This is a genomic window from Vibrio sp. 10N.222.49.C9 (assembly GCF_041474985.1).
Classification (GTDB): domain Bacteria; phylum Pseudomonadota; class Gammaproteobacteria; order Enterobacterales; family Vibrionaceae; genus Vibrio; species Vibrio crassostreae_C.
Window position 1 is genome coordinate 39842 of record NZ_JBFRVD010000027.1, and the last position, 16172, is coordinate 56013.

10 protein-coding genes and 6 tRNA genes are annotated in these 16172 nt (G+C 45.0%); 6 read left to right on the forward strand and 10 right to left on the reverse strand.

Annotated elements, in window-relative coordinates; translation table 11 throughout:
- Positions 1-114: 114 nt before the first annotated feature.
- The 7 genes from AB4585_RS12585 to AB4585_RS12615 form a co-directional block, all read right to left on the reverse strand.
- Positions 115-1668 (reverse strand): ABC transporter substrate-binding protein, encoded by a 1554-nt coding sequence (locus AB4585_RS12585; protein WP_017060133.1) that lies wholly within the window; start codon positions 1666-1668, stop codon positions 115-117.
- A 94-nt stretch (positions 1669-1762) separates the two neighbouring features.
- Positions 1763-3490 (reverse strand): ABC transporter ATP-binding protein, encoded by a 1728-nt coding sequence (locus AB4585_RS12590; RefSeq protein WP_017060132.1) that lies wholly within the window; start codon positions 3488-3490, stop codon positions 1763-1765.
- Positions 3491-4380: 890 nt separating this feature from the next.
- A tRNA-Pro gene (locus AB4585_RS12595) sits at positions 4381-4457 on the reverse strand.
- Positions 4458-4512: 55 nt separating this feature from the next.
- A tRNA-His gene (locus AB4585_RS12600) sits at positions 4513-4588 on the reverse strand.
- Between the two features lie 44 nt (positions 4589-4632).
- Positions 4633-4709 (reverse strand) — tRNA-Pro (locus AB4585_RS12605).
- 77 nt (positions 4710-4786) lie between these two features.
- Positions 4787-4862 (reverse strand) — tRNA-His (locus AB4585_RS12610).
- 48 nt (positions 4863-4910) lie between these two features.
- A tRNA-Arg gene (locus tag AB4585_RS12615) sits at positions 4911-4987 on the reverse strand.
- A gap of 298 nt (positions 4988-5285) precedes the next feature.
- On the opposite strand from AB4585_RS12615, the gene AB4585_RS12620 reads away from it, so the two are divergent.
- Complete coding sequence (locus AB4585_RS12620; RefSeq protein WP_017063036.1) at positions 5286-5699, forward strand: cytochrome c5 family protein; 414 nt, start codon at positions 5286-5288, stop codon at positions 5697-5699.
- Positions 5700-5780: 81 nt separating this feature from the next.
- On the opposite strand, the gene rep is transcribed toward AB4585_RS12620, so the two are convergent.
- Positions 5781-7799, reverse strand: coding sequence for a DNA helicase Rep (rep, locus tag AB4585_RS12625; protein ID WP_372155411.1), 2019 nt, complete (start codon positions 7797-7799; stop codon positions 5781-5783).
- Positions 7800-7979: 180 nt separating this feature from the next.
- On the opposite strand from rep, the gene AB4585_RS12630 reads away from it, so the two are divergent.
- From AB4585_RS12630 to ubiK, 4 genes are all read left to right on the forward strand, one after another.
- On the forward strand, positions 7980-8561 hold the full coding sequence (locus AB4585_RS12630; protein WP_017061961.1) for a TetR/AcrR family transcriptional regulator: 582 nt from the start codon (positions 7980-7982) through the stop codon (positions 8559-8561).
- Between the two features lie 18 nt (positions 8562-8579).
- Positions 8580-9686: an efflux RND transporter periplasmic adaptor subunit gene (locus AB4585_RS12635; RefSeq protein ID WP_017069625.1), complete on the forward strand. Its 1107-nt coding sequence runs from the start codon at positions 8580-8582 to the stop codon at positions 9684-9686.
- 11 nt (positions 9687-9697) lie between these two features.
- Positions 9698-12826, forward strand: coding sequence for a multidrug efflux RND transporter permease subunit (locus tag AB4585_RS12640; protein ID WP_017061963.1), 3129 nt, complete (start codon positions 9698-9700; stop codon positions 12824-12826).
- 119 nt (positions 12827-12945) lie between these two features.
- The gene (gene ubiK, locus AB4585_RS12645) at positions 12946-13197 is read left to right on the forward strand and encodes a ubiquinone biosynthesis accessory factor UbiK (protein ID WP_017061964.1); all 252 of its coding nucleotides are present in this window, start codon (positions 12946-12948) and stop codon (positions 13195-13197) included.
- Positions 13198-13359: 162 nt separating this feature from the next.
- On the opposite strand, the gene ilvC is transcribed toward ubiK, so the two are convergent.
- Positions 13360-14844: a ketol-acid reductoisomerase gene (gene ilvC / locus AB4585_RS12650; protein WP_017061965.1), complete on the reverse strand. Its 1485-nt coding sequence runs from the start codon at positions 14842-14844 to the stop codon at positions 13360-13362.
- A 146-nt stretch (positions 14845-14990) separates the two neighbouring features.
- On the opposite strand from ilvC, the gene ilvY reads away from it, so the two are divergent.
- The gene (gene ilvY, locus AB4585_RS12655; protein ID WP_017061966.1) at positions 14991-15881 is read left to right on the forward strand and encodes an HTH-type transcriptional activator IlvY; all 891 of its coding nucleotides are present in this window, start codon (positions 14991-14993) and stop codon (positions 15879-15881) included.
- A gap of 116 nt (positions 15882-15997) precedes the next feature.
- Here the strand turns inward: ilvY and AB4585_RS12660 are convergent.
- Positions 15998-16088: transfer RNA gene (locus AB4585_RS12660), tRNA-Ser, on the reverse strand.
- Positions 16089-16172: the final 84 nt, after the last annotated feature.

Sequence of the window (16172 nt, forward strand, 5' to 3'; positions counted from 1 at the left end):
CTTAAAAAAGGTATTTAGCCAGACTGAAGGAAGACCAAATACCGAAACTTAAATCTATATCTTAATAATTTGAGAGCCTGAAAAGCTTCAGGCTCTCGATTCTAGCAAGCTAGATTATTTTACAACTAGGTCGCCGAAGTAAGGCATAACCATTGGGTTTACTACGTCTGCTGCACCTACGTTAGACTTCGCGCCCCACGCTTCACTTTGCCAGTGTAGCGGTACGAATGCTGCGTCGTTGTAAAGTGTTGCTTCAACGCCTTTCAGCATTTCAGCACGCTTAACTGGGTCAGTTTCAGTGTTAGAAGCTTCTACGATCGCATCCATTTCTGGGTTTGAGTAGCCAGAACAGTTGTATTGACCACGGCCAGTCTCTTCGTTACGAGTCATAGTTAGGAACTCGTTGAAGTTAGCTGAATCTTCTGTATCTGAGTGCCAGCCGATCATCATCATGTCTGCTGAACATAGGTCAAACTCAGGCCAGTACTGTGCTTTAGGCATAGTTTTAAGATCAACTTTGATACCAATCTTAGACAGCATTGCCGCAGACGCTTGCGCTACTTTCGCATCGTTCACGTAACGGTTGTTTGGAGCCATCATAGTTAGCGTAAAGCCATCTTCGTAGCCCGCTTCTTTCATCAGCTCTTTCGCTTTTTTCAGATCGTAACGAGGAACTAGGTCTTCGTTGTGACCCGCGTAGCCTGTTGGGCTTTGCTGACCAGCTGCTGTTGCGAAGCCTTTCATGATCTTCTTAACGATACCTTCGTTGTTGATTGCGTGAACAATCGCCTGACGAACGCGAACATCTTTAAGTGCTTCGTTGCTGTTTTGGTTCATTTGGAACGTGATGATACGAGTACCAGGTAGCGTCACTAGATCGATGTTCTTAGCGTTTTTAACACGCTTGTGATCGTTTGGTGCTACTGGGTGAATCATATCAACGTCGCCAGAAAGAAGTGCTGCAACACGTGTCGCGTCTTCTTTGATTGGCACAAGTGTTAGCTTGTCTACGTTGCCTTCAGTTTCTGTGTCCCAGTAATCGTTGAAACGCTCGAACGTTACTTTAACGCCTTGCTCACGCTGCGTTACGATAAATGGACCAGTACCTGAAACGTTAGTCGAAGCAAACGAGTTACCGTGCTTAACTAGCTCAGACTTGTCTTTACCTTCCGCTGTTTGGCCAGAGTAGAACTTGCTGTCCATTGGGAAGATGTAAGTTGCTGTTTGTAGTACTAGTGGGTAAGCCGCTTTTGATACTAGCTCAACTGTGTAGTCATCCACTTTTACCATTTTTTCGTATGGCGTGAAGATAGACTTAAAGTCTGGAGAAGCTTGTAGACGTTCAAAAGTCCACACAACATCATCAGCAGTCAGTTCGTTACCAGAGTGGAATTTCACACCTTTACGTAGGTTGAAGCGGAAAGTCGTTTCATCAACACGCTCCCAGCTAGATGCTAGGCGGCCTTCAAAATCCATCTCTTGAGTGAAACGTACTAGAGGGTCAAACACCATGTGAGACATTTGCAGTGTGCCACCAGACAGCTGCTCGTGCGGGTCAAGTGATACTGGGTCAGCTGCGTAGCCAACGGTAATATCTGCTGCTGCTGCACTAAAGCTTAGGCCAGCTGCCATTAAAGCTACTGCTAATTTGCTTTTCATGGTTTTCATTGCATAACTCCTTCATGCGGGAATCCAGATCCCTAGTTGTTGTATTTGCGTCTGTTTATTGTTGTTAGCAAGCTAAACTCCAGCCTGCTGATTTTTATACCGCGGCTTGTGCCACTGCTTTTTCTTCTCTTAAGCCTGTAAATTCAGGCATTAAAGAAATCAGTTGTTTGCTGTATTCATGCTGAGGTGATTGGAACAGCTGCTCCGTTGGCGCAACCTCCAATAATGTCCCCATCTGCATCACACCAACACGGTCACACATTTGGCGAATAACCGGTAGATCGTGACTGATGAACAGCATGGTTAGGTTTAGCTCGTCTTGTAAGTCTTTTAGTAGGTTAAGAATCTGAGCCTGTACCGACACGTCCAGTGCCGATGTTGGTTCATCACAAATCAAAAGACGTGGGCGAGTCGCCAAAGCGCGAGCGATAGAAATACGCTGACGTTGACCACCTGAGAATTCGTGTGGGTACTTCACCCCAGCCATTTTGCCTAAACCCACGTGCTCTAGCAGGTCGTTCACGATCTGACGAGTTTCATTTTCGTTGCGAGTAAGCTTATGGAATCGGATAGGTTCAGCAATGATGTCGAATATCTTCATTCGAGGGTTCATTGATGTGTAAGGGTTTTGGAAAACCATCTGCATTTGACGACGCATAGGGCGACGTTCTTTTTCAGATTTCAGACCAGTAAGATCAACGCCTTCAAACGTTACCTTGCCTGAGTTTGGTGCGTACAAGCCAGCAATCACACGAGCAATCGTTGATTTACCTGAACCTGATTCACCTACTAAACCAAACGTCTCACCTTCATGCACTTCAAAGCTCACGTTGTTTGATGCTTGAACGTACTCACGACGGCTCTCAAAGAAAGAATCTTTGGTAGTAAAGCGTAAGTTTACGTTCTCAACGTTCAACAGAGGGCCAGTGTAATCACGGTGATCTTGGCTTTGACCTAACCAGTGGTTCTTCACATCCAATGGTTCCATCTCTTGTGCTTCTTCGATGTAGCTAACAAGAGGGAAACGATCGAGTTTGCGATCCGAACGAGGAACCGCAGAGATAAGACTGTGTGTATATGGGTGCTCAGGAGTACCCAGAACTTTCGCTGTTGGGCCAAACTCAACTAAGTCACCACGATACATAACGGCTACGCGGTCGGTAACGTTAGATACCACGCCCATGTCGTGCGTGACCAACATGCAACCTACGTTCTTCTTAATACATAGGTCGCGAATCAAACCCAAGATCTGGTCTTGGATAGAAACATCCAGTGCTGTTGTTGGTTCATCTGCGATGATTAGGTCAGGTTCACCTGCCAATGCGATCGCGATAACCACACGCTGACGCATACCGCCAGAGAATTGGTGAGGGTACTGCTTTAAACGGTTTTCTGGTTGTGGGATACCCACTTGGTTCATCAAGTCTAATGAGCGCTGGTAGGCTTCTTGATCCGAAACCTTCATGTTGGCATGAATCGTCTCTTTTAACTGCTGTTCTACTGTGAATAGAGGGTTAAGAGAAGTCATTGGGTCTTGGAAGATAAAACCAATCTTTGAGCCGCGAACAGAACGCATCTGTTCAGGAGATAAACCAGAGACTTTTTCGCCATCCAGAAATACCTCGCCGCTAGCAATGCGGCCAGGAGGGCTCAGCAAATCGATCACAGCATTACCTACTGTTGATTTACCTGCACCAGACTCGCCTACAACACCAACAATCTCACCACGTTCAATGTTGAACGAAAGTGATTTAACTGCGGCGTGAACTCCATGACGAGATGGGTATTCGATACGAAGATTTTTTACTTCTAAAAGTGACATTACCAGACCTCTACTGCTTTGGCAGCTTTCTGCCCTGTCTGCAAAATTGAATCCATTCTTACCAGAATATTGTTCTGATATTTTATACGGTTGACAATTTGGCAAATAATTCACAGAAAAGCAACAAAAATAGGATAAAAAGTCGACATTAAACGCTTAGCAAGCAAAAGTGCCACATAACTATTCACCAAAAGAGCATATAGTAAGAAAAATCAACATTATATTATCGGCAAGAAATACTCACAAACTCCTTACCACTACTTACTTGTAGAGTTAAAGCCGTGCTTCAAAGCAGATCTCACTACCAGTCACTAAAAACAAATAATTATTCCAAAAAACAATTAACACTATAGAAACAAACGCTAATTTTGTTAATTTGAACAAATAAAACAACCAGATAAACGTTAATTAGCCATACATTTAACCATCTGTATTATTTTGGTAAATACAAAACAGACAAACGAAAGGCCTAATAAATCAGAGGAGTTTTTGAACGACCAAATGCGTACAAAGCTGTCAAATTCAGGCCTTAGTGAGCAAATTTAGGGTCAGGTTTCACTTTTCATAAAAGTCTTTAGACCAAACCCATTAATATGTCGAATTATTGAGCACTCCATTTATATAAAATTAGATATAGAACTGTACATTTGATAAAGAAAGCAACTCTGTAGCAGCACCATTATCAAGCAGATCGTTAGGAATCTGTCTTATATAAGAAGGGGAGATAGATGTAAGAAGCCCCGTCATTTCTGACGCGGACAGCTAGTTGAGGCTTCTTAAGTGATCAGTGAAGAGACATTCTTTGAACATCAGGCGAACCCCACTCTGTTCAAGTTATCTAAGTTTCAGATGTAAAAAAGCCCTAGTCTTTCGACTAGGGCTTCTTAAGGTGGTCGGTGAAGAGGGATTCGAACCCCCGACCCTCTGGTCCCAAACCAGATGCGCTACCAAGCTGCGCTATTCACCGAGACGTTTCGTTTGATTTCTCAAACCGGGAACTTCAAAGAAGCTACCAAAATTAATGGGGTGGCTAACGAGATTCGAACTCGCGACCACCGGAATCACAATCCAGGGCTCTACCAACTGAGCTATAGCCACCACTAATTTTTTATATAACCGCTTAAAAGCGATTATTGAAATAGTGGTCGGTGAAGAGGGATTCGAACCCCCGACCCTCTGGTCCCAAACCAGATGCGCTACCAAGCTGCGCTATTCACCGACTAGTTTTGTATCGACTCTTGGGAATAATGAATCAACACTGGAAGCCGAAGCTACCGATATTTTGTAAAGAAAGAATGGGGTGGCTAACGAGATTCGAACTCGCGACCACCGGAATCACAATCCAGGGCTCTACCAACTGAGCTATAGCCACCATTATTTCTTTTTGCCAATTTCTCACTTACCGAAGTAAGAGACCGGATGGCGCGCCTGAAAGGATTCGAACCTTCGGCCTTTGGCTCCGGAGGCCAACGCTCTATCCAGCTGAGCTACAGGCGCATGCCCTGTCGGCGGAGTGGAATAATACGTATATCACCCAATGCCGTCTAGTACTTTTTTAACTTTTTTTTCTGTTTGGTCTCTTTTTCGACAGTTAATATGTGATAAACCCCTTATTTGAGTACTACAACCCGCCACAGCTTATAAGTTGTTGTTTATTGCAACAACTTATCGGGATATAATCACCCATTATTTACATTGGTTTAACAGTTGCTCTTTGCTGGTTAAAGCCAAAACACCCTTCCAACACTATAAATTGGTAAGCATGTACTTACCTTGGGAATGTAAAGTGAGTTTAATGGATATGTCTCGTCGAATTTTAAGCGTTGTCATCGCAGTTTTAACCTTTTCAACTGGCGCAATGGCTGCAGGCCTAAGCGAAGCGGAGCACGATGCAATTGCTGAACGCATCAAACCAGTTGGCCAAGTTTACCTAGTCGGCAGCGAGCCAGTAGCCGCAGAACCAACAGGCCCTCGTGATGGCGCAGCAGTTTACGGTACCTTTTGTATCGCTTGTCACGCATCTGGCGTAAGTGGCGCACCTAAAACAGGTGATGCTGGTGACTGGGGTCCTCGCATTGCTCAAGGTCGCGACATTCTAGCTGACCACGCAATCAACGGCTTCAATGCGATGCCAGCGAAAGGTTCATGTATGGATTGTTCAGACGACGAAATCAAAGATGCTATCGAGCACATGATTGCCGGTCTGTAATTAAAAATGCCAGATTCAGAAAAGGTGACCTCATGGTCACCTTTTTTATTGGCTTCTATATAGTGCGATTAAAGTAGGGCATTACTTCTTGTTGAACATCGCTCGAATATTCGCAATGTGCGCCTGCCCTTTTTCCATTCTTTCTTCAGCGGATTGAGGCTTCTTAGCGCTTTCCCACTCCACATCATCGTGCGGCAGCTCATCGAGGAAGCGGCTTTGTGTTGGCTTTATTAATTCACCATATTGACGACGTTCACGACACTTAGTAAAAGTCAGCTCTTTCTGCGCTCGAGTAATCCCCACATACATAAGACGACGTTCTTCTTCTACGTTGCCTTCATCGACACTGGTTTGGTGCGGCAAGATGCCCTCTTCTGCACCCATCAGGAATACATATGGGAACTCTAGACCTTTCGATGCATGCAATGTCATTAATTGGACTTGATCTGCATCGTCATCATCCTCACCACGCTCCATCATATCGCGCAGCGTTAAACGTTGAACCACCTCGCGCAGGGTTTTCTCTTCTTTATCGTAGTTGTCACCCTCAAGATCGGCCACAATCCAGCTATACAGATCAGAGACGTTCTTCATTCGCATTTCAGCGGCTTTCGGGCTCGCTGAGGTTTCGTACAACCAATCTTCGTAGTTGATGTCACGAACCAAAGAACGAACGGCTTCAACCGTATTACCACGCTCGGCATTGTCTGAGATACGAACAATCCAGTCACCGAAGCGGCGCAAATTTTCTAAACCACGCCCCGTCAGTGTCTGCTCTAAGCCCATCTCAAAGCTGGCTTCAAACAAGCTCTTGCCACGCATATTGGCGTAGCTGCCTAACTTCTCAAGCGTCACCGGACCAATCTCTCGGCGCGGTGTGTTTACAATACGTAGGAAGGCGTTGTCATCATCAGGGTTCACCAACACACGCAGGTAAGCCATGATGTCTTTAATCTCGGCTCTCGCGAAGAAAGAGGTACCGCCAGAGATCTTGTAAGGCACACGGTTCTGCATCAGCGCTTTTTCAATCAAGCGTGATTGGTGGTTACCACGGTAAAGCACTGCGTAATCTTTGTATTCAGTACGGTTCAAAAACTTGTGGGCGATGATCTCGCCGGTAATACGCTCTGCTTCATGCTCTTCATTCTTAGCATTCAGTACCTTGAGCTTTTCACCGTCTGGGATCTCTGAGAATAGTGACTTTTCATAAACGTGTGGGTTGTTGGCGATCAAGATGTTCGCCGCACGTAATATTCGGCTGGTTGAGCGATAGTTTTGCTCGAGTTTGATCAAGCGAAGATTTGGATAGTCCTCACCCAGCAACACCAAGTTTTGCGGTTTTGCACCACGCCATGAATAGATAGATTGGTCATCGTCACCTACTACCGTCAAGCGACCACGCTCTCCCACCAGTAAACGAACCAACTCATATTGGCTGGTGTTGGTATCTTGGTATTCATCGACCAGTAAATAGCGGATACGCGACTGCCAGCGCTCACGCACCTCTTGATTGGTTTTCAGTAGTAATACAGGCATCGCGATCAGATCATCAAAATCGAGTGCGTTGTATGCCTTCATCTGTTTCTGGTACATCTCAAAACAGAATGCAAACAACTGCTCTTGTTCGCCTTGAGCACGTGCTTTCGCCTGATCTGGCGTCAGCATGTCATTTTTCCAATTCGAAATGGTGCTCATTAAAGCGCGTAGCAAATCCTTATCACCATCGATCTGTCTCTCTGTTAACTCTTTTAACAAAGCTAACTGGTCTTGGTCATCAAACAGAGAGAAACCCGCTTTCAAACCCAGCGCTTTGTATTCACGGCGAATGATGGTTAAGCCCATGGTATGAAAAGTCGAAACAATCAGCCCTTTCGATTCGCCCTTACCTAGAGTTTGCCCAACACGCTCTTTCATCTCGCGTGCCGCTTTATTAGTAAAGGTCACCGCCGCAATATTACGCGCCTTATAGCCACATTCCTGAACCAGATAAGCAATTTTATTGGTGATAACACGTGTTTTACCGGATCCAGCGCCCGCTAATACTAAGCAGGGGCCCGAAACATATTTCACGGCTTCATCTTGTCTTGGGTTCAGTTTCATTTGATTCTCAGTTTGGTCTAGAGGGGCGAATTCAATTGCGCGCCTATAATAATGCTGCAACAGCACGAATGCTACGTTCTCTTATACAAGATTTTTACGCTGATTATGTAAAACTTTGTTGCACATGTGTGTGGTTATTAGGCTATAATGAATGAACGTTCATTCATTGGTGGTTGAAATATGACAACTCATGCACCTCGGGATAAACGCCAGCAAATACTTTCTGCAGCTGAAAAGCTAATTGCAGAGGTCGGTTTCCAAGGCCTTTCAATGCAAAAATTAGCCAAAGAAGCGGGAGTGGCTGCAGGCACTATCTATCGCTACTTCGATGATAAAGAGCATTTGATAGAAGATGTTCGAATGCTCGTGACTCAAAGAGTAGCTGATGCTGTTCAACAAGGGGTTAATGATTCGGATCCAATTAAACAACGCTACCGTACTATGTGGTTGAACATATGGAACTTAGCAGGAACGAATTTAGCCGCAATAAAAAATCGGGTTCAGTATGACTCTCTACCCATCACAAATAGCCTAAACTTCAGGGAACTAGAACGTAAAATGTTTGCCCAAGTTGAGCTGCTATTTAATGAGGGGAAAGAACAAGGATTGTTTAAACCACTTAACAATGAAGTATTAGGTGGATTGAGCTTGGCGGCTAGTGTTTCTCTAGCACGCAAGCATTCTTTAGGATTTTACCAACTTGATGAGGCAGAACTAGAATCTGCAATCGAAGCCAGTTGGGACGCAATAATTAAACACTAGATCGGAGTTTTGACCATAATGAAAAAGTGGACTTTCTTCATGTTACTCATCGCTGTACTACTTTTCGGCAGCGTTATTGGGTTTAACATGTTCAAACAACAAAAAATTGCTGAGTATATGGCCAACCGCCCTGAACCAGAGTTTCCAGTAACGGTAACTGAAGTTCAGCCGATCGACTGGGTTCCAGTGATTGAAGCTATCGGCTTCATCGAACCTAACCAAGGTGTGACACTAGCGAACGAAACCAGCGGTGTTATCGATCAAATTTCTTTCGAATCAGGTACTGAGGTTAAAAATGACCAACAACTGATCCGCCTTGATTCTGATGTAGAGAAAGCCAATCTAAAAAGCTCTGAGGCACGCTTACCGGCTGCTGAAGCTAAATACAAGCGCTACCAAGGGCTATTCAAGAAAGGCTCTATCTCTAAGGAAGCCTTCGATGAAGCAGAAGCTAATTTCTTATCGTTAGCGGCTGATATTGAAAGCCTTAAAGCATCGATTGCCCGTCGCGAGATCCGCGCTCCGTTTGACGGCACTGTCGGTATTCGTAATGTGTATCTAGGCCAATACCTACAATCTGGCACTGACATCGTTCGCCTAGAAGACACCAGTGTTATGCGCCTACGCTTCACTATTTCTCAAAATGACATCTCTCGTATTGAGGTTGGTCAGGCGATCGACATCTTCGTTGATGCATACCCAGAAAAACCGTTTAAAGGTTCTATTAGTGCCATTGAGCCTGCGGTTAGCATCCAAAGTGGTCTTATCCAAGTACAAGCCGATATCCCAAACAACGATGGTAAGTTACGTAGCGGTATGTTTGCGCGCGCTAACATCATTCTACCTAAACTAGCAAACCAAGTGACACTGCCTCAGACGGCCATCACTTTCACACTTTACGGTGACAATGTTTATATTTTACGTGAAGAAGATGGTGTGCAGCGTGTGAAACAACAAGTGGTGAAAGTAGGTGAACGTACAGAAAGTATTGCTCACATACTGGAAGGCGTAGAGCCTGGCGATGTTGTCGTGACAACGGGTCAAGTTCGTTTAAGTAACAATGCTAAAGTTCGAGTTGTAGAAAGTGATGCAACGACGCCGCCAGCTGAAACACCAATGCTGTAATTGGAGGAATCATGCGCTTTACTGATGTTTTTATTAAACGTCCAGTTCTGGCTATTTCAATCAGCTTTTTGATCGCATTGCTTGGCTTCCAAGCAATCTTCAAAATGCAGGTTCGTGAATACCCAGACATGACAAATACGATCGTGACGGTCACGACGAGCTATTACGGTGCCAGTGCCGATCTGATCCAAGGCTTTATAACTCAGCCATTAGAACAAGCGATCGCTCAAGCCGATAATATTGATTATATGACGTCGCAGTCCGTACTCGGTAGCTCGACTATTACGGTCAATATGAAGCTCAATACCGACCCGAATGCCGCGCTGTCTGACATACTGGCCAAGACTAACTCGGTACGTTCTCAGCTTCCTAAAGAAGCCGAAGATCCAACCGTAACTATGTCTACCGGTTCAACAACGGCGGTACTCTACATTGGTTTTACGAGTGATGAACTCTCTGCAAGCCAAATTACCGACTACCTTGAGCGAGTGGTTAACCCACAACTGTTTACCGTTAATGGCGTATCAAAGGTCGACTTGTACGGCGGGATCAAATACGCATTACGTGTATGGCTTGATCCTTCCAAAATGGCAGCATTAAACCTGACAGCCACTGACGTGATGACGGTGCTTAATGCAAACAACTACCAATCAGCAACTGGCCAAGCAATTGGTGAGTTTATGCTGTACAACGGCAGTGCCAATACCCAAGTAACCAATACCGATGAATTAGAAAGGTTGGTGGTCAAAACCAGTCAAAATGGCGGTTCTATTGTTCGCTTAGGTGATATTGCTAAGGTTTCACTAGAAAAAAGCCACGATGTGGTTCGCGCAAGTGCTAATGGCAAACAAACGGTTGTAACCGCCATCAATGCAGCGCCAAGTGCTAACCCGATCAACATTGCTGCTGATGTTATGCAGCTGTATCCTGAGTTGGAGCGAAACCTACCAAGCAATATCAGCATGAATATCATGTATGACTCAACCATTGCGATTAATGAATCCATTCAAGAGGTTATACACACGATTGTTGAAGCCGCGCTGATTGTATTAGTGGTTATCACGCTATTCTTAGGCTCATTGCGTGCGGTTATCATTCCTATCGTAACCATCCCTTTATCGCTGGTTGGTGTTGCGATGGTGATGCAAGTCATGGGTTTCTCATGGAACTTAATGACGCTACTGGCGATGGTATTAGCAATCGGTCTAGTGGTTGATGATGCAATCGTAGTACTGGAAAACGTCGATCGACACGTCAAATTGGGGGAATCTCCTTTCAGGGCTGCCATCATTGGTACCCGTGAAATTGCAGTACCGGTTATTGCAATGACACTGACATTGGGCGCGGTTTATGCCCCTATCGCAATGATGGGTGGTATCACAGGCTCGCTGTTTAAAGAGTTCGCATTAACCCTCGCTGGCGCGGTATTTGTTTCTGGAATCATCGCTTTAACACTGTCTCCAATGATGTGTTCAAAGCTGCTAAAAGAAAATGCACAGCCGAGTAAGTTTGAACTGAAGGTACACAGCGTACTTGATCGTATGACAGGCCGTTACTCTAAGATGCTGCATGCGATCATGGATCATCGTCCGGTTATCATTGGCTTTGCGGTCATTGTATTTTTAAGCTTGCCGATGCTGTTTAAATTCATCCCAAGTGAACTTGCCCCTGCAGAAGATAAAGGGGTGGTGATGATGATTGGTACTGGTCAATCAACGGCTAACCTAGACTACCTAAGTAACACGATGGATGACGTGAGCGGTATCTTGGTGACCCAGCCTGAAATCCAATACGCTCAATCCTTCACTGGTGTACCAAACTCAAACCAAGCATTTGGTATTGCCTCAATGGTGCCATGGAGTGAGCGCACGGCTAGCCAATCTGAGGTAACGAACCGTATCAGTGGATTGCTACAAGATATCCCAGGCATGGCAGTAACCGCGTTCCAAATGCCAGAGTTGCCGGGTGCCGGTTCTGGTCTACCACTCCAGTTTGTGATTACCACACCAAGCAGCTTTGAGAGCTTATTCGCTATCGCAACCGATATTTTAACGGATGTGAAAGATAGCCCTCTCTTTGTCTACTCTGACCTTGATTTGAACTACGATTCAGCAACGATGAAGATTCAAATTGATAAAGATATGGCGGGCGCTTATGGGGTAACGATGCAAGATATCGGTGTCACCCTAAGCACCATGATGTCGGATGGTTACGTTAACCGTATTGACCTCAACGGTCGTTCTTATGAAGTGATCCCTCAGGTTGAGCGTAAGTTCCGCTTAAACCCAGAGTCAATGAATCATTACTACGTTCGAGCCAGCAATGGTGATGCTGTTCCTCTCGGTAGCTTGGTAACAATTGATGTGGTGGCAGAGCCTCGCTCTCTTCCTCACTTCAACCAGTTGAACTCAGCGACGGTCGGTGCGGTTCCTATGCCGGGCGCGGCGATGGGTGATGCGGTAAACTGGTTTGAAAACATTGCCCAAACCAAATTACCTGCAGGCTATAACCATGACTACATGGGTGAGTCGCGTCAGTTTGTAACAGAAGGCAGCGCACTGTATGTGACGTTCGGTTTAGCACTGGCGATCATCTTCTTGGTTCTGGCGATTCAATTTGAGTCGTTAAAAGATCCATTGGTTATCATGGTGTCGGTGCCACTCGCAATATGTGGTGCATTGATTGCGCTCGCTTGGGGCGCAGCGACGATGAACATCTACTCGCAAGTGGGGCTGATTACCTTGGTTGGTCTGATTACCAAGCACGGTATCTTGATCTGTGAGGTAGCAAAAGAAGAGCAGCTGCATAATAAATTATCACGCAAAGAGGCGGTTATGGAGGCGGCAAGGGTACGTCTACGTCCAATCCTAATGACAACAGCGGCGATGATTGCAGGCCTGATCCCATTGATGTACGCCACGGGTGCAGGTGCAGCTCAGCGCTTTAGTATCGGTATTGTTATCGTTGCTGGTCTGGCGATTGGTACGCTGTTTACGCTGTTTGTTCTGCCGGTTATTTATAGCTACTTAGCCGAAAAACATAAACCAATTCCAGTTTTCCTCGAAGATAAAGATCTCGAGAAGCTGGCCCGTGTTGATGAAGCAAAAGCGGCGCACAGAGAATTAGCTAACAATAAGTAATTTCCCTGTCGTATTAACAATAAAAAGGCTACTTCGGTGGCCTTTTTTTGTACGCCATAGGCGACATCTTTGATGTGATTAAATAGAATAGTGATAAATATTCAGGAGTTTTAATTGATATGTTTGATCCAAAAAAACTAGAGCAAATTGCTAAGCAGATCCACGATTCTATGCCTCAACCAGTAAAAGAGCTTGGTTCAGACGTAGACCAAAAAGTTCGCCAAGTTATCCAAGGCCAACTCAACAAGCTAGACGTTGTGAGCCGTGAAGAGTTTGATGTTCAAACACAAGTACTGCTTCGCACTCGCCAGAAGCTCACTGAAATGGAACAAAAACTGGCTGAACTAGAAGCAAAGCTTTCAGATAAATAGTCATTTTTTTCAATCAGTTCAAGTTCGAATAAAGGCTTACCTTCGGGTAAGCCTTTATTTTTTCCTCAATCTATCAAGCCTTCACCGGTAAAATAGTTGCAAGCATAAAAAAGCCCCGAACAAATGTTCAGGGCTATTTTTATTCAGTGATGAACTGGAAGATTAACCGCCAACAGCGATACGCTTCATGTCGCTCATGTAGCTACGTAGCTCTTCACCAATGTATTCTACAGGGTGGTTACGGATAGCTTCGTTTACTTCAATTAGCTTAGCGTTATCAACTTGGTTAGATGTCTCACCTAGACCACGGCCGATGACGTCCGTTGCTACTGAAGGCATGAACTTCTCACGTAGTAGCGGTGTTGCTACGTTAGCGAATAGGTAGTTACCGTACTCAGCAGTATCAGAGATTACAACGTTCATTTCGTAAAGACGCTTACGAGCAACTGTGTTTGCGATTAGTGGAAGCTCATGTAGAGATTCGTAGTAAGCAGACTCATCAATGATGCCTGATGCCGTCATAGCTTCGAATGCTAGCTCAACACCGGCACGAACCATAGCAACCATTAGGATACCGTTGTCGAAGTACTCTTGCTCTGAGATTTCTACGTCAGAAGCTGGGTAGTTTTCGAATGCAGTTTCGCCTGTCTCTTCACGCCAGCCTAGTAGGTTCACGTCATCGTTCGCCCAGTCAGCCATCATTGTGCTAGAGAAGTGACCAGAGATGATGTCATCCATGTGCTTGTTGTAAAGCGGACGCATTAGGTCTTTAAGCTCTTCAGAAAGCTCAAACGCTTTAACTTTAGCCGGGTTAGATAGGCGATCCATCATGTGAGTTACGCCACCAAACTTAAGTGCTTCAGTAATCGTTTCCCAACCGTATTGTAGAAGCTTGCCTGCGTAGCCAGGTTCGATGCCATCAGCAATCATCTTCTCGTAAGATACGATAGAACCCGCTTGTAGCATGCCACAAAGGATAGTTTGCTCACCCATCAGGTCAGATTTAACTTCTGCTACGAAAGAAGACTCTAGGCAACCTGCACGGTGACCACCAGTACCTGCAGCCCAAGCTTTAGCGATATCCCAACCTTCGCCTTTAGGGTCGTTTTCTGGGTGAACAGCGATAAGTGTTGGTACACCGAAGCCACGTTTGTACTCTTCGCGAACTTCAGAGCCTGGACACTTAGGTGCAACCATTACTACAGTAAGGTCAGCACGTAATTGCATGCCTTCTTCCACAACGTTGAAGCCGTGAGAGTAACCAAGAGCAGCGCCTTGCTTCATTAGAGGCATTACTGTTTCAACAACGTTTGTGTGTTGCTTATCAGGAGTAAGGTTGATTACTAGGTCTGCTTGAGGGATTAGCGTTTCGTAGCTACCCACAACAAAGCCGTTTTCATCAGCATTTTTGAATGATTGACGCTTTTCATCAATTGCCGCTTGGCGTAGAGCGTAAGATACGTCTAGACCAGAATCACGCATATTTAGACCTTGGTTTAGGCCTTGAGCACCACAACCAACAATTACGATTTTCTTACCTTCAAGGTATTCAGCTTCTGTCGCGAATTCTTCACGATCCATAAAGCGGCAACGACCTAATTGGTCTAGTTGTTCACGAAGGTTTAATGTATTGAAATAGTTAGCCATTCTAGGGCACTCCTTTAAAAATAAGTCCGTAAGGTCGATATCTCTCTATCGAATGACTTCATACTAAAACAGACACTCCGTTGCTGAAAGTGATATATTCACAATTAGTTATTGCAATAAATGCAACATGGAAACGATCGCAGAACATGAACATAAAATCTCTACAATTATTTATACATTTATGCGACAGCAAGAGTTTCAGCAAAACCGCTGCTGCTATGCACGTCAGTCCTTCAGCGCTGAGCCGTCAGATACAAAAGCTTGAAGAGGAAACAGGACAAGAACTGCTAATCAGAGACAACCGCAGTGTTGATCTTACCCCAGCAGGAAAACACCTATTGCCTGTAGCATTGAGCATCGTGGGAGAGTGGCAGCAATATAACCTTCACCTGAAGGGCGGAGAGCAAGAACTTAAAGGTGAGATCCGTATATTTTGTTCAGTAACGGCTAGCTACAGTCACCTACCTGAACTCATAACCGAATTTAGGGCTATTCATCCGTATATTGAATTTAAGCTCTCTACTGGTGATCCAGCTCAATCCATCGACAAGATCTTAAACGATGAAGCGGATATCGCGATTTCAGCAAAGCCAGACATCCTTCCTTCAAGGTTAGAATTCGAAACCATCAGCGATATTCCACTGTCAGTCATCATTCCATCTGGTGTGAGTAGCTTTAGCCAACAACTGCAATCCGATAAGCCAAACTGGAATGAAGTGCCCTTTATCATCCCAGAAGCAGGAACAGCGCGTGAACGAGCCAATGCATGGTTTAAAAAGATGAAGATAAAACCCAACATATACGCGCAAGTTTCTGGCCATGAGGCGATTGTAAGTATGGTGGCACTAGGATGTGGAGTTGGCATCGCACCTGATGTGGTCATAAACAACAGTCCAGTAAGAGATAAAGTTAGCCGCTTAAAGATAGAACCTATCAAGCCATTTGAGTTAGGCGTATGTTGTAAGCGAGCACAGCTAGATAACCCTCTAATTCGAGCGTTCTGGCAAGTTGCAGAAGGGAAATATTTAGCGGACTAGTCGTCATTGTTTTAAATACAAAAAAGGGAAGAGCACGTCAGTGCCCTTCCCCTTTTATTTATGTATATCGCAGATAAGAAAAAAGCCCGCTGATTTCTCAGCGGGCTTTCTAATAGTGGTGGAGGGATAGGGATTTGAACCCTAGAACCGCTATTAACGGTTGCCGGTTTTCAAGACCGGTGCTTTCGACCACTCAGCCATCCCTCCAAAAAATTGTCATCAACAGATTAGTACACTGTAGATGTTGTTACATGTATACACAGGTAACGATATTTAAAGCCTGGCGATGTC